Source organism: Paenibacillus glycanilyticus (genome assembly GCF_030161375.1).
Classification (GTDB): domain Bacteria; phylum Bacillota; class Bacilli; order Paenibacillales; family Paenibacillaceae; genus Pristimantibacillus; species Pristimantibacillus glycanilyticus_B.
This window is the reverse complement of record NZ_BSSQ01000008.1, coordinates 156,465-170,476: the sequence shown is the minus strand read 5'-3', so window position 1 is coordinate 170,476 and position 14,012 is coordinate 156,465. Positions and strand designations below refer to the sequence as shown.

Sequence of the window (14,012 nt, the reverse complement as noted above, 5' to 3'; positions counted from 1 at the left end):
AGGTAGGCTAGGTGGCGGAACAGTGGGAGGAGTGGTGCAGCAGGCAAAAAGCCTGCTACATGGGGACCGCGAGTCGGCGGAACAGTGGGAGTAGTCGTGTAGCAGGCAAAATGCCTGCTGCAGGAGGTAGGCGCGTTGGCGGAACGGTGCGAGGAGTGGTGCAGCAGGCAAAAAGCCTGCTGCAAGAGGTAGGCGAGGTGGCGGAACGGTGCAAGTAGTGGTGCAGCAGGCAAAAAGCCTGCTGCATGGGGTGGCGCGATGGCGGAATGGTGCGAGTAGTGGTGCAGCAGGCAAAAAGCCTGCTGCAGGAGGTAGGCGCGTTGGGGGAACAGTGGTAGTAGTAGTGCAGCAGGCGAAAAGCCTGCTGCTNNTTGTTGTGGTGCAGCAGGCAAAAAGCCTGCTGCAGGGCGCGATGGCGGGAGTAGCCGTCCGACTTATTGAGCATAAATAGAGCACAATTCAAATGTGATCTCGCATATATTGTGTAATAAATATATATGTGCTATATTATTTGCGAATATTGATGGTAAATTAGGCAAATGTGTGTAATAAAAAGACTGAGAGGTGAGTCGTCATTCAGTTATCGAGTCGCCAGCTAGAATTGCTAGAGTTAGTTAAGAAGCATGCGCCGATTACAGGGGAGCAGCTCGCGGAGTATATGGGCGTCAGCCGCCCCACGCTACGCTCTGACCTGTCGCTGCTTGTCATGTTGAACCTTCTTGACGCGAAGCCGAAGGTGGGGTATTTTCTCGGCGAAGCCTACCGGTCTGATGACGATTCGGCAACCAGGCAACGCTTCGAGAACATTAAGGTTCATGAAATACAAGGGGTACCGGTTAATATCCCGGAGACCTTATCGGTCCAGGATGCGGTTATCACCTTGTTCACGGAGAACGCCAACACGCTTCTGATCGTGAACGAGAATAAATATTTGGCGGGTATCGTTACTCCGAAAGATCTGCTGAAGATTACGCTCGGAAATCCAGGTGCCGGCGCCGTGCCGGTCAGCATGGTGATGACGCGTTATCCGAATATCGTTACGCTTGTTCCTGAAGAATCCGTTTCGGATGCGATTCGAAAAATGATGCTCCATCAAGTCGACTGTCTGCCGGTAATCGTGCCGGGCGAAGCCGGAGCGGAGATAAGCGGATGGGTATCGAAATCGAACATTATCCGGCTCATGTCGGATATTGCAACAGCAGCGGAACTGGGGGATTAAAGGCGATGTCAGAGCAAATTATATACGTCTGTTCAGATGCGGTTGGAGAGACGGCGGAAGCCGTCGCAAAAGCAACATTGCGGCAATTCGCATCCGAACATGTGAAAATTAAACGGTTTGGCCATGTCAAAACGGAAGACGAGGTCATCCAGATCGTTGCAGAGGCTGCAAGAACGGGCGGCTTTATCAGTTATACGCTAGTTCAGCCGGAGCTTCGCGAGTTGATGAAGCAGGAGTCTTTCCGATGGGGAGTCCGGGCGGTCGACGTAATGGGGCCGATGATGCAAGCGTTTGTTGATACTTTTGGTAGCTCGCCAAAACGCAAGCCCGGTCTTCTTCATTCCATCGACGATGAGTATTACCGCCGGATGGAAGCTATCGAATTTGCAGTCAAATATGATGACGGCAAGGATGCACGCGGCTTTATGCAGGCACAAGTCGTTCTAATTGGAGTATCGCGCACTTCCAAAACGCCGCTTAGCATCTTCTTGTCGCACAAAGGCATTAAGACGGCTAATCTTCCGCTTATGCCGGAGGTGAGGCCGCCAGCGGAGCTGATGCCGGCACCGGGCCGTTTAATCGTTGGTCTTACCATGCAACCGGAGCAGTTGCTCCACATTCGGACGGAACGACTGAAGACGCTAGGTTTGCCAGGTACAGCGCAATATGCTTCCATGGATCGGATTATGGAGGAACTGGCTTATGCTTCAAGCGTAATGGAGGCATTTGGCTGCCCGGTTATAGACGTTACCAACCGTGCGATTGAAGAGACTGCAGGACTTATTATTGAGCAATTATCCTAATTATCTATTTCAAAATGTTGCACAAAAAAGCGCCGCCAACGTATTTATTGCATAAAAATGGCAATACGTATGAGAGGATGCCCAAATATGTTAGAACGCGAATTGTCTCTAGAGCTTGTTCGAGTTACGGAATTGGCGGCGCTGGCCGCTTCCCCCTGGATGGGCAGGGGAGACAAGAATAGTGCCGATGGCGCAGCAACCGAAGCGATGCGGAGCATGTTTGATACGGTATCGATCCGTGGTACGGTAGTAATAGGGGAAGGCGAGATGGATGAAGCGCCAATGCTCTATATCGGAGAAGAAGTAGGCAGTATGCAGGGACCGGAGGTCGATGTAGCGATTGATCCCCTTGAAGGAACCGAGATCGTAGCCAAAGGGCTGAACAATGCGATGGCTGTTCTGGCCGTTGCGGGCAAAGGCGAACTTCTTCATGCGCCAGATATGTACATGGAGAAGCTGGCAGTAGGTCCGGAGCTTGCTGGCAAGCTGTCGCTGAAGGATCCGATCCGCATTACGCTGGAAAAGGCGGCACTCGCCCTCGGCAAGCCGATTACAGACCTGACCGTTATGATTCTTGACCGCGAGCGGCATGCGGAGATGACCCGCGAGCTTAGGGAAGCGGGCGTTCGGATCAAGTTTTTATCCGATGGAGACGTTGCGGGCGCGCTTGCTCCTTCTTTTCCGGAAGCGGGTATCGATCTGTATGTTGGTTCAGGCGGGGCACCGGAAGGCGTGCTTGCTGCAGCAGCGCTCAAATGCCTAGGCGGCGAGATACAAGGCAGGCTGGTGCCGGAAAGCAAGGAGCAGTATGAACGCTGCGTCTCTATGGGGCTGACGGATCCTCGCAAAATATTAACTATTAACGATATGGTTGGTACGGGAGATGTCATTTTCGCCGCAACGGGCGTAACGCCAGGCGAGTTCTTGGGCGGAGTACGTTATATGCCGGATCAGCGGGCAGAGACCCACTCGATGGTCATGCGCGCACAGACCCGCACGGTCCGCTATGTGAAGTCACTGCACTACCTGCCAAACAAACCTCTGTTGCTGAAGTAAAGGTAACGCACATAAATTCGTAAACGAAAGAAGGAATTGGAATGGAACGAACCTTTGTCATGGTAAAGCCCGATGGCGTGAAACGTGGATTGATTGGCAGCATTGTTGCAAGATTCGAGCACAAAGGCTTTAAGCTCATTCAGGCGAAATTGATTGAGATCGATACGCCTTTGGCGGAGCGCCATTACAGTGAACATGCGGCTAAGCCGTTTTTCGGCGAACTGGTCGAGTTCATTACATCCGGTCCTTCTTTCGCCATGGTCTGGGAAGGCCCCGGCGCCGTGCAAAACGCCCGAACGCTCATTGGCCGTACCAATCCGTCCGATGCCGATGCGGGGACGATCCGCGGTGACTATGCATTAAGCGTAGAGAGCAATATTGTCCATGGCTCCGATTCGGTTGAAAGCGCGGAACGCGAGATCAAGATGTTTTTTGAAGGACAGCTATAAAGTTAGAAAATAACCAGTAAAAACCCTATGGAAACGGGTAACCGTTTGCATAGGGTTTTTTTAATATTCTTGCAACATATCGTCGCAAAGTTATGAAAAACGTTGAAAAAACTATTGACACGATACGTTTTGTATCTTAGAGTAAGGTATACAAATGGTGATACGGATTGTATCTTAAGACCTACAACGTTGCAGGAGGGAAACGCGTGGAACTAAAGCAGTATGTGCAGATCGTCATGAAAAAATGGTGGCTAATTGCCGCTATCGTTATCGTAGCCGTTGTTGCGACGGGCATTAAAAGCTACTTTTTTACAACCCCGATCTATCAAGCCAAAGCCACTCTCATTGTTAACCAATCCCCTCAGCAAGCCGGCGTAGAAACACTAAACCTTGGATTATTGCAATCCAATGTAATGTTGATCAACTCCTATAAGAAAATCGTAGAGTCCGCCTTCATTATGGATAAAGTGGTTGAACAGCACGCAAGCCTCGGCGTTACCGCAGATGATCTTTCCTCCAAAGTGACGGTTACCTCGGCAGACGACTCGCAAGTCATGGAGATCTTGTACAGCGGAGCCTCTTATACGAAAGCAGCGCAAATCGTCAATGCCGTCTCCGAAGTGTTCAGGGATCAAATTCCTAATATTATGCAAGTCGACAACGTGACGATCCTCGATAAGGCTAACGAGAACGATAAGCCTGCGCCTACCAATAATAGTCCTCTCCTTAACATAATCATCAGTTTGATCGTATCCGCCATGCTGGCCGTTGGCATCATCTTCTTGCTGGACTACTTGGATGACACGATTAAAAGCGAAACGGAAATGCTGCAAACGCTCGATGTGCCTATTCTTGCGCTGGTCAACAAGATCAATAAACATGACCTCGGCGCCAAGGATAAGCCAACGATTCCTATTAAACAAGAATTAAACGAACCGACGTACGCTACTCTCAATCAATGATAGATACTGGTTTGGCAGCCCTAGACCTCTAAGTCAGGGCTTATATTTTATAGAGAAAACTATATTGGATAGGTGAGGGTGAGAGTGTAATGAACAAGGTAAAAAAAGCGATTATTCCCGCTGCCGGACTCGGAACCCGGTTCCTTCCGGCAACCAAAGCGATGCCGAAAGAAATGCTGCCCATCGTAGATAAGCCTACAATTCAGTACATTGTTGAAGAAGCGATCGCCTCCGGAATTGAAGACATCATTATTGTCACGGGCAAAGGCAAAAGGGCCATCGAAGATCATTTCGACCACGCCTTCGAGCTGGAGCATAACTTGCTTGGCAAGGGCAAGCTCGACCTGCTTGATGAAGTTCGCCGGTCTTCCAACGTAGATATTCACTATATCCGGCAAAAAGAGGCAAGAGGGTTAGGCCACGCAGTCTGGTGCGCGCGCAATTTCATCGGGAATGAACCGTTTGCCGTCTTGCTCGGCGATGATATTGTGCAATCTCCAGTGCCTTGCGTGAAGCAGCTAATTGAGCAATATGAGCGAACAGACCGCTCTGTCATCGGGGTTCAGGCTGTTAGAGAGGACCAGACAGACCGGTATGGCATCGTTGATCCGATAGAAAGTTTTGACCGTCTCTATCAGGTCAAACGTTTCGTAGAGAAGCCTGCCAGAGGGCATGCGCCTTCCAATCTTGCCATTATGGGGCGTTATATTCTGACCCCTGAAATTTTTGACTGCCTGGAGCATCAGGAAGAAGGTTCCGGCGGAGAGATTCAGCTGACCGATGCGATTCAGAAGCTTAATGAATTGCAAGGCGTATATGCCTATGACTTCGAAGGAGTCCGGTACGATGTCGGCGAGAAACTTGGCTTTATTACGACTACGATTGATTTTGCCCTGAAAAATGACGAACTCCGTATTCCCCTGCTTGCTGCCATGGAAGAAATGATGCTGCGGGAGCAGTCCAATAAGATTAATTAGAGGTGAATATTGATGGCTCCCACTCCTCAGCAAAATGATCTCGAAGCCGTTTTTGAGGCGGCTACTATTTATACGCCCTACGAGCGTCGGCCTCTTCGTATTTACTTAATGGGCAAACGCGGTTTTGATCTTATTGCCGCATCGGTCGGCCTTATCTTGCTCTCCCCGCTTTTTCTTATCGTTGCTCTACTCATCAAACTCGAGAATCCTAAAGGCTCCGTCTTTTTCTATCAGACCCGGGTAGGGCGCAATGAGCAGCCGTTTAAAATGTTCAAATTCCGTTCAATGGTTGCCAACGCGGAATCCATGCTGGATAACCTCTTGAACCAAAATGAAATTCAAGGCGCCATGTTTAAGATGAAGGAAGATCCCCGCATTACAAAGGTCGGCAAGTTTATCCGCAAAACAAGCATCGACGAGCTCCCTCAGCTGTGGAACGTCATTCGGGGCGACATGTCGCTTGTTGGCCCGCGTCCGGCATTGCCGCGCGAAGTGAATGAATATACCAGCTACGATAAGCTGCGCCTGAAGGTACAGCCCGGCTGCACAGGCCTATGGCAAGTAAGCGGCCGCAACGAGCTCAGTTTCAACGAAATGGTGGAGCTTGACCTCAGATATATCGAAGAGCGTGGATTCCTGCTTGATCTGAAGCTGGTGCTTCTTACAGTGAAGGTTATGTTTGGTTCCAAAAACGCCTACTAGAGAGAGCGTGAAACGGAGGAGTTTGGGATGAAGCTTGTCCTGTTATCGGGAGGATCGGGCAAACGGCTGTGGCCGCTGTCCAATGATGCCCGTTCCAAGCAGTTCCTGAAAGTGCTTGAGGATGAACAACGGCAGCTGGTGTCGATGGTGCAGCGGGTATGGGGACAAATTGCGGAGCGGGGGCTTGGGGACAGCAGTTATATCGCTACCGGCAAATCCCAGATTGAAATGATGCATAATCAGATTGGCCGCCATGTGCCGTTAATTATTGAACCCGAACGCAGAGATACGTTTGCCGCGATCGCTCTAACCGCCGCTTATCTCTACTCGGAGCAAGGGATCTCGCTTGATGAAGTGATCGCGATCCTTCCGGTAGATCCGTATGTGGAAAGCCGCTTTTTCGATGAAGTGAAAGAACTCGAGACGGCTTTGCGCGATTCGGACGCAAACCTAGCCTTGATTGGCGTGAAACCGACTTATCCATCGTCTAAGTATGGTTACATTGTGCCATCCGAGGATGAGCGTAAAGCGTCGTCAGCCTACCGTCATGTTAACCGATTCGAAGAGAAACCGTCCGAAGAACGGGCCGCTCATTTAATTGAACAATATGACGCGCTTTGGAACTGCGGCGTATTTGCCTTCAAGCTAGGTTTTATCATTCAGCTGATGGAGGACAAAGGATTACCTCTTCATTATGAGGAGCTTGTCCGGCAATATCATACGCTTCCGAAGGTCAGCTTCGATTATGAAGTGGTCGAACGAACGAAGCGTATCGTAGTCCGCCCGTACGAAGGTTATTGGAAAGATCTTGGCACATGGAATACGTTAACGGAAGAGATGGCCAATCGTCTGATCGGCAAAGGGATGATCAGCGAAGACAGCGAAAACACGCATCTCATTAACGAAATTGATATTCCGGTATCCATCCTGGGATTGTCTAATGTTGTCGTAGCGGTAAGTCCGGACGGCATTCTTGTGGCTGACAAAAGCGCGAGTCCAAGGGTGAAGGACTTTATCAATTACAATCAGGGTCCTATGTTCGAGGAACGCAGCTGGGGGTGGGCGCGGATTTTGGATGATCAGCGCTATGATGACGGCCGTACGGTCGTTACGAAGCGGGTTGGGATTTTGGAAGGGCGGAACATCAGCTATCAGCTGCATATTAACCGGGAGGAAGTATGGACCATCGTCAAAGGCGAGGGCGAATTTATCCAGAACGGCAATTATATGCGGGTGAAAGCCGGCAATGTGCTTCATATCCCGATGAAGACGCTGCACAGCATCCGGGCGGTTACCGAGCTTGAGATCATTATCGTCCAATCCGGCAACGGGGAAGAGGATAACCGGATCGTGGAGCTCTATAACACTTGGGAAGAAGTCGAGGAGCATTGTATCAATATGTAACAGCAGGCGCATTTGTCTCCGCGGGAGGCGAATGCGCTTTTCTTTTATTACAGAAACTGGGTGTGAGGAGAGTATCGGATTTTGCTACATTTTGTTGATTAGATAGTTATAAAATGATACAATTAGTATCAAAAAGAAGAGCGAGTGTGATCCATTATGGAGCATATACACAACCGTTTATATACTGCGTATGGGTTGCGTCTGGCAAGCGAAATGGAATTGCCGGAGCTGATGACGGCTATGGATGACGGCTCAGAGCCGGACGCCTGGATTACGTTTGCCGATTTAAGCGAGTTTACCGCAAATTGGCAACCAGGCAAAAAATACATCGCCGATGACGAAAAGGTACTGATCTATGAACCTAATGTAGCTTTTTATTGCGTGAAACATAACCAAATTCAGGTCATGCCTATCAAGCAAACGGAAGCAGGGCAATATCGATTAACGATTATTCGGATCTGTTGCAGCATGCTGCTGGTCCGAAGAGAGATTGCGCCGATCAATGCAGGCGGCGTAGTGATTAATGGCAAGGCTTATGCGGTTATTGCGGATTACGGTACAGGCCAATTGGCGTTGGAAGCTTTTATGGAAGCGGGGTATAAGCTGCTCGGCGACGAGATTCTGGCTATAGCAATGAATGGGAAGACCAATGAACTGACGGCTTATCCCGGCTATCCGGTCGCAAAGATGTTCCACAATGAGCCGCTGCCGCTGGCGGGAGTATTGGAGATTGAAAGAGCAAATACCCATCAAATAAGTATTAGCCAGATCACTTTGCTGCAACGGGTTCAATTGTTCCGCAATCAATCCTATCTTCAACTGATATTAAGGGAAATGAATTTGGAGAAGTGGCTGTTTACCTTCGCAACGAGAGTGGCGCTGTCTATTCCTTTTTATCAAATCAAGCAGCCGCTTATCGGATATTCGGAGCAGAGACTCGTTCATCAAATTCTATATGCCGTCAGTGAAAAAGAAATAGTGTCAGGTATGTTGTGACAAGCAAGGAGAAGGGGAGCAAAGATGAACCAACCTTGGGCGCTTGATGTAAGCTCTCTTCCAAAGGAACTGCGTTACATGCTTCGGTTGCTGCGCAGTGACTATCCATTGGACGAGGACGAAGCCATGCAGCTGGCCGGCGATATCGATTGGCCGTTATTTCTCCGGCTTGCTCTTTATCATGAGACCTTTCCCGTTCTATACCCGATACTCCTAAGGCTAAATGCCAGACAACAGTGGACGCCGGATTTCGTTATGGCCAATTTATTAACTCCGTATACTAGAAATACGCACAAGTTGTTGCAACTGCAAGAGGAGACGGGACGGCTTGGGGGACTGCTTGAAAGCAATGGCGTACGGGCTTTGTTTTTGACAGGCATCACCGGGGATTTAAATATTTTGGTCTCCAAACAGGATGCGAACGTTATGGAGCAGCAACTGGGAACCGAAACTGAACTGAATATCTGTTGGAGCTTTAGCCCGGACTCGAGAAATGCGCCTTCTTTCGAAGAATTGTGGGTTCGCAGGCAGGCAAGCTCCCTGCAAAAGTCGGTATTTACGCTTGGGAATGAAGACAGGCTGTTGCATCTGATTATGAATGGAACGAGAACCGGCTGCTCATCACTTAAATGGCTTCTTGATCTAGACAAATTGATGGGGGAATTTCTGAATTGGAATAGAATGAATCAACTATTTGAACAGAGTAAGAGTAAGTTGATTGGAGGACAAGCTTTTTTGCTATCCACTCAGCTGCTTGGCACTCTGTTGCCCGAAGAAGCCTATAACCTGACACTTGAGTCAAAAGCTAGACGGCTGGCGCAAATGTCGATTCCTCTTGTCCGCGGGGAACAAGATAAGACGCTGGAGTCCGGTAAGTTGCCTATGAAATATGTCCCTTTCCTAAGGATTTGGCAGCAATTTAGAAGGCTGTCTCCTAAGGGAGAAGCCCCATTGCAATAAGAATGCTCCAGCTATCCCTTAATGGAAAGCTAATTTTTAGTTGACGGGCATTTGAGTAAAATGGTAAGATTTGTACATTACAAATCGATCGGCAAGTACGGAAGCACCGTAGAAGGCCGCAGGTAAACTGCGCCTTTTACGGTGCTTTTTTGCGTTTGTCGTGACAAGAAAGGCAGGGGCAGCAGTGAGGCAGCAAATCGCGATTGCAGTGAAGGAGCAGGATTATGTACGAAGATTGGCTGATTATGTGCGGGATAGTCCCTTCAGCGAGTTATGGCAGCTGACAGCTTTTACCCATGCGGAGGCGTTTGTGCAGTTTCTTAAGTCCGGTTATCCGGTTCATGGAATCGTCGCCCAGCCTTCAATGTTGGAAGCTGCTGCTGATGTTTTGCCCGAAGGGGTACCTGTCGCAGCGCTCGTCACAGCTCTAGGACAGCTTCCCGTCTATCACGAATTGATACAGTTCCAAGCACTCCCCGGGCTGCTGCAAGGGTTGGCTTCTTTTCTCGCACCGGCTTCACAGGCGGTTATAAGCGAGCGCGCCATACAAGTTGTTACGTTGTATTCCGCTTCCGGAGGGGTAGGGAAAACAACATTGGCCAGACAATTTGTTCAGACGGCGGCAAGCAACGGGCAGCGGGTTTTCTATTTAAATTTGGAACGATGGACGGCTATGGATAGCTGGCTGGGGGATGGACCGGCCGCTGCGGATGAAGGTTTATCCCAACTCCTCTACACGCTGCAGTCGCATCCGGGCAAGGTTGGCGATTGGCTTGCGAGCCATAGCAAGCGGCATGCGGGATTGCGCGCGGATTATTTGTTGCCTTGCTCGAATCCTGAAGACAGGATATCTCTTCAGGCAGCGGATGCGGAAGCTATTATTCGAGCGATTGCGGGTATCGGCCAATATGATCTTATGGTGGTTGATCTGGACGAAGGGATGGATGAGCTGCATTTGGCCGTGCTTGAGCAAAGTGACCGCGTTTTATGGCTGGTAACGGAAGATCAGGGCGTTCAGCGCAAAAGCCAGCTTGCTTATCAATATGGCATGCAGCGTTACGGCGACAAATTCCGATCCTTGGAACGTCGTCTTGAGCTGATTGTCAATCGCAGTATCGGTCACCCGCATCCGGGACAAAGGTTGTTCAAGCCGGCTTTTGCTATACTTCCGGATGTTTCCATTAGCGGCTCGTCCTCCGTTCATGCCTCGCCCGTTTATATGGCGGCCGTGGAGCGACTGTTCCGTCAGCTGGTGAAGGAGGAAGGAGGCGTTCAACTTGCTAACGGATGAAGCCGTTCTGGAACTGAAGAACCGGATTAAGGATCGCCTTGAATATAGCGGTTCGGTAACGGATGAGCAATTGACTGCTATTGTAGAGCAGACCGTATTCGCCTGGAACAGCGGTAGCCCGCTTACCGCTTCGGAGCTTGCCTCGCTTGTGCGGCGGTTGTTCCATTCCTTTCGGGGGCTAGACATTCTGCAGCCGCTTATGGATGATCCGTCGGTGACGGAGGTGATGATCAACCATCACTCGGAAATTTTTATTGAACGCAATGGCCAGCTTAGTCTGCTTCCCGTTGCTTTCGAAAGCCAGGAACGGCTGGAAGATCTGATCCAGTCGATCGTCGCAAGCGTGAACCGGGTCGTTAACGAATCTTCGCCCATTGTTGACGCGCGTCTGAAGGACGGCTCCCGCGTTCATATCGTCCTTCCGCCGGTTGCGCTACGGGGACCGTCCATGACGATCCGCAAATTTCCGGATCGACCGCTTACGATGGACGAGCTAGTCGCAAGGGGAGCGTTGACGGAAGAGGCGGCACTGTTTCTGCAGATGCTTGCAAGAGCGCAATATAACATCTTTATAAGCGGGGGTACCGGAACAGGGAAAACAACCTTTTTAAACGCATTATCCCAGTATATCCCGCGGGATGAACGGCTTGTAACCATTGAGGATTCCGCGGAGCTGCAGATCCGCAGCGTTCCGAACCTCGTGTCGCTCGAAACTCGTAACGCGAATACCGAGGGGAAAGGGGAGATCACGATCCGCGACCTGATTCGCGCTTCCCTTCGGATGCGCCCCAACCGGATCATCGTAGGGGAAGTTCGCGGTAGCGAGGCGTTAGACATGCTGGCAGCGATGAATACGGGGCATGCGGGAAGCATGTCCACGGGCCACAGCAATGGGCCGAAGGATATGATGTCGCGGCTCGAGACAATGGTGATGAGCGGGGCGGAGATGCCGGTCCAAGTCATTCGTAAACAGATCGCATCGGCACTCGATATTGTGATCCACTTGTCTCGGTTCAGGGACCGTTCCCGCCGTGTGACGGATATTAGCGAAATTATTGGCGTAGAGGACGGCGAGATCGCAGTAAGGCCGCTATTTCAATTTGAAGAGGAAGGCGAGGAAAGCGGGAGAGTGGTTGGTTCGCTTCGGCGCACAACATACAAGCTCCAGCATACCGAGAAGCTGCGAATGGCGGGTATTTCATCTGTGGAGGAGGCAGCCGCAAGCTTATGACCATCATCCAATCCGCAGCGGTACGATTGCGTGTTTTGCTCGAATGGTGCGGATGGGAATCATCCTTCCGCAGCGGAGCGAAGCGGGGCAAGCAGGATCGGGTACCGGTACAGCCACTACAGGATTATGATCAATATCGTTTGTCCTACAGTCAGTTTACGGGATCCGTTGCAGTTGGCGCCTGCATCCTTTTTATCGCCGTGTATCTGATCTACCATTCGGTTATTGTCTCCTGTTTGTTTGCTATGGCAGGTTTGACTGCGCCACGGCTATATAAGAACGCTTTGCTTGCCCGGCGCAAGGATCGGCTGCAGTTGCAATTCAAGGAGGCGTTATATTCGCTTTCCTCCTCGCTAGCTGCTGGCCGTTCGGTAGAAAATGCATTCCTCGCCACGATTGATGATTTAAAAATGCTGTATCCGGATCCTAACGCGGAGTTATTGATCGAATTTCAGATGATTAAGCACCGTCTGGATAATGCCGAGCCGCTTGAACAAGCATTGCGCAGCTTGGCAAGACGTGCCCATATCGACGACATAACGCAATTCGCGGATGTGTTTGCGGTATGCAAACGTTCGGGCGGCGATTTGGTTGAAGTGATGAAGAAGACCTCGCAGACGATTGGAGAGAAGCTTGAGGTTAAACAGGAAATATCCGTCTTGCTTGCGCAAAAACGGTTCGAAGCCCGGATCATGATGGGCGTTCCTTTTGCTTTTCTTGGATTTCTTAGCGCATTTGCTCCGGATTATATGAAGCCGCTGTACGGTGGAGCCGGCTATGTGCTGCTCACGATTGGATTGGCTATTCTTGCGTTTTGTTTTTGGCTTATACATCGCATTATGAGGATTCGAGTGTAAGGAGGTATAAAATGGCGGTTATTGCGCTCTTTCTGATGCTGCTCTGGATAACGCTAATAGGCAAAGCGGCATGGGGTCGCCTACTGAAGAAAGGCAAGCAGGATTGGAAGGAGCAGCTGATCGTATTGCCTTTTGACCGATTATTTGAACGCGGCAAACTATATGTGCAGCTTCAACTGCCACTCAGCAGCTTTCATTCCAAGCAGGTACTGCTGAGAGGAACGGAGTGGCCGTTGAATCGGACGAAGCTACTTATCGCTGAATCCTCAGGTTATGGCTTTGCTGTTCTAACCGGCTGCTCCTTGCTTGCCGTGCTGGCCAAGGAACCTCTTCTTATCGGCATGGGAGTTGTGCTCGGATTGCTGCTGCCGATGAGGCCTTTCATAGAAGCCGGGCGTCAAGTAGAGCGGAGAAAACAAGCGATGGTCTCCGAGCTGCCGGAAGCGCTGAGCAAATTAATGCTGTTAGTTGGCGCAGGCGAACCGGTCTTGCAGGCTTTCGCCCGTTGCCTGGAAGGCAAGGACTCCTCCGTTCAGCCTTTATATAAAGAGTGGGAAAGAGTTGTTCATGCTTTGAGGAACGGCGAATCTTTCAGTGAGGCAATCGAGAAGTTTAACCGAAGCTGCGCCGTGCAGGAGGTTTCCGTCTTTACAACGGTTATGCTGCTTAACTATCGCAGGGGCGGCGATCAATTTGTTCTGGCATTACGCGAGATTTCCTACTCCTTGTGGGAGAAACGCAAAGCGGTTGCCCGTTCTCGGGGGGAGGAAGCATCCTCCAAATTAGTTTTTCCGCTGGTAGGCATCTTACTTGTCCTGATGGTGTTTGTTGCGGCTCCGGCCATGCTTCTCATGTCTTAAGGATTATATGATGAATAGAGAGGAAGTTACTTATGTTGAAAAAGTTAGGTAAAGCGGCCCGTTCCTTCTGGCGTTCGGAAAGCGGTCTCGGTACGCTTGAAGTTATTTTAATTATTGCGGTCGTTATCATTATTGCGCTTTTGTTTAAGGATTGGATTATTGAACTTATAGAACGTTTAATGGGCAAAGCCGATGATGAAGCGGACAAAATTTTCACCAATTAATGTTAAGCGAAGCTGGGTGCG

General features: G+C 50.2%; 16 protein-coding genes. All 16 read left to right on the top strand.

Features of this window, described 5'->3' with window-relative positions:
• Window positions 1-11: 11 nt before the first annotated feature.
• The 16 genes from QQK89_RS10235 (at window position 12) to QQK89_RS10160 (ending at window position 13,991) form a co-directional block, all read left to right on the top strand.
• Window positions 12-218, top strand: a complete 207-nt coding sequence (locus tag QQK89_RS10235; protein ID WP_284238447.1) for a hypothetical protein — start codon at window positions 12-14, stop codon at window positions 216-218.
• A gap of 383 nt (window positions 219-601) precedes the next feature.
• Window positions 602-1,219 (top strand): CBS domain-containing protein, encoded by a 618-nt coding sequence (locus QQK89_RS10230; RefSeq protein ID WP_284238446.1) that lies wholly within the window; start codon window positions 602-604, stop codon window positions 1,217-1,219.
• Between the two features lie 5 nt (window positions 1,220-1,224).
• Window positions 1,225-2,022: a pyruvate, water dikinase regulatory protein gene (locus QQK89_RS10225; protein WP_284238445.1), complete on the top strand. Its 798-nt coding sequence runs from the start codon at window positions 1,225-1,227 to the stop codon at window positions 2,020-2,022.
• Between the two features lie 87 nt (window positions 2,023-2,109).
• The gene (glpX, locus tag QQK89_RS10220) at window positions 2,110-3,078 is read left to right on the top strand and encodes a class II fructose-bisphosphatase (protein WP_284238444.1); all 969 of its coding nucleotides are present in this window, start codon (window positions 2,110-2,112) and stop codon (window positions 3,076-3,078) included.
• A gap of 41 nt (window positions 3,079-3,119) precedes the next feature.
• Window positions 3,120-3,527, top strand: coding sequence for a nucleoside-diphosphate kinase (ndk, locus tag QQK89_RS10215; protein ID WP_284238443.1), 408 nt, complete (start codon window positions 3,120-3,122; stop codon window positions 3,525-3,527).
• Between the two features lie 206 nt (window positions 3,528-3,733).
• Entirely contained in the window at window positions 3,734-4,489 is a 756-nt protein-coding gene (locus QQK89_RS10210) for a YveK family protein (RefSeq protein ID WP_284238442.1), read from the top strand.
• An 89-nt stretch (window positions 4,490-4,578) separates the two neighbouring features.
• Entirely contained in the window at window positions 4,579-5,466 is an 888-nt protein-coding gene (galU, locus tag QQK89_RS10205) for a UTP--glucose-1-phosphate uridylyltransferase GalU (protein ID WP_284238441.1), read from the top strand.
• A 12-nt stretch (window positions 5,467-5,478) separates the two neighbouring features.
• Entirely contained in the window at window positions 5,479-6,168 is a 690-nt protein-coding gene (locus tag QQK89_RS10200) for a sugar transferase (RefSeq protein ID WP_284238440.1), read from the top strand.
• Window positions 6,169-6,195: 27 nt separating this feature from the next.
• Complete coding sequence (locus tag QQK89_RS10195; RefSeq protein ID WP_284238439.1) at window positions 6,196-7,572, top strand: sugar phosphate nucleotidyltransferase; 1,377 nt, start codon at window positions 6,196-6,198, stop codon at window positions 7,570-7,572.
• Window positions 7,573-7,728: 156 nt separating this feature from the next.
• Window positions 7,729-8,568, top strand: coding sequence for a hypothetical protein (locus QQK89_RS10190; RefSeq protein WP_284238438.1), 840 nt, complete (start codon window positions 7,729-7,731; stop codon window positions 8,566-8,568).
• Between the two features lie 24 nt (window positions 8,569-8,592).
• Window positions 8,593-9,528 carry a nucleotidyltransferase family protein gene (locus QQK89_RS10185; protein WP_284238437.1) on the top strand — a complete coding sequence of 312 codons (936 nt, stop codon included), beginning with the start codon at window positions 8,593-8,595 and terminating at the stop codon, window positions 9,526-9,528.
• Between the two features lie 184 nt (window positions 9,529-9,712).
• The gene (locus tag QQK89_RS10180) at window positions 9,713-10,819 is read left to right on the top strand and encodes a hypothetical protein (RefSeq protein WP_284238436.1); all 1,107 of its coding nucleotides are present in this window, start codon (window positions 9,713-9,715) and stop codon (window positions 10,817-10,819) included.
• The gene (locus QQK89_RS10175; RefSeq protein ID WP_284238435.1) at window positions 10,806-12,050 is read left to right on the top strand and encodes a CpaF family protein; all 1,245 of its coding nucleotides are present in this window, start codon (window positions 10,806-10,808) and stop codon (window positions 12,048-12,050) included. Before QQK89_RS10180 ends, QQK89_RS10175 begins: the two co-directional genes overlap by 14 nt.
• Window positions 12,047-12,907: a type II secretion system F family protein gene (locus tag QQK89_RS10170; protein WP_284238434.1), complete on the top strand. Its 861-nt coding sequence runs from the start codon at window positions 12,047-12,049 to the stop codon at window positions 12,905-12,907. The genes QQK89_RS10175 and QQK89_RS10170 overlap by 4 nt, the downstream gene beginning before the upstream one ends.
• Before the next feature lie 11 nt (window positions 12,908-12,918).
• Entirely contained in the window at window positions 12,919-13,767 is an 849-nt protein-coding gene (locus QQK89_RS10165; RefSeq protein ID WP_284238433.1) for a type II secretion system F family protein, read from the top strand.
• Window positions 13,768-13,799: 32 nt separating this feature from the next.
• A complete protein-coding gene (locus QQK89_RS10160) occupies window positions 13,800-13,991 on the top strand; it encodes a Flp1 family type IVb pilin (RefSeq protein ID WP_284238432.1) in 192 nt (63 codons plus the stop codon).
• The last annotated feature ends 21 nt before the right edge of the window (window positions 13,992-14,012 follow it).

Excerpts from the sequence above, each read along its gene's own strand:
- QQK89_RS10225 (WP_284238445.1), top strand. The coding sequence starts at position 1,225 with ATGTCAGAGCAAATTATATACGTCTGTTCAGATGCGGTTGGAGAGACG.
- glpX (WP_284238444.1), top strand. The coding sequence starts at position 2,110 with ATGTTAGAACGCGAATTGTCTCTAGAGCTTGTTCGAGTTACGGAATTG.
- ndk (WP_284238443.1), top strand. The coding sequence starts at position 3,120 with ATGGAACGAACCTTTGTCATGGTAAAGCCCGATGGCGTGAAACGTGGA.
- galU (WP_284238441.1), top strand. The coding sequence starts at position 4,579 with ATGAACAAGGTAAAAAAAGCGATTATTCCCGCTGCCGGACTCGGAACC.
- QQK89_RS10200 (WP_284238440.1), top strand. The coding sequence starts at position 5,479 with ATGGCTCCCACTCCTCAGCAAAATGATCTCGAAGCCGTTTTTGAGGCG.
- QQK89_RS10195 (WP_284238439.1), top strand. The coding sequence starts at position 6,196 with ATGAAGCTTGTCCTGTTATCGGGAGGATCGGGCAAACGGCTGTGGCCG.
- QQK89_RS10190 (WP_284238438.1), top strand. The coding sequence starts at position 7,729 with ATGGAGCATATACACAACCGTTTATATACTGCGTATGGGTTGCGTCTG.
- QQK89_RS10185 (WP_284238437.1), top strand. The coding sequence starts at position 8,593 with ATGAACCAACCTTGGGCGCTTGATGTAAGCTCTCTTCCAAAGGAACTG.
- QQK89_RS10170 (WP_284238434.1), top strand. The coding sequence starts at position 12,047 with ATGACCATCATCCAATCCGCAGCGGTACGATTGCGTGTTTTGCTCGAA.
- QQK89_RS10165 (WP_284238433.1), top strand. The coding sequence starts at position 12,919 with ATGGCGGTTATTGCGCTCTTTCTGATGCTGCTCTGGATAACGCTAATA.
- QQK89_RS10160 (WP_284238432.1), top strand. The coding sequence starts at position 13,800 with ATGTTGAAAAAGTTAGGTAAAGCGGCCCGTTCCTTCTGGCGTTCGGAA.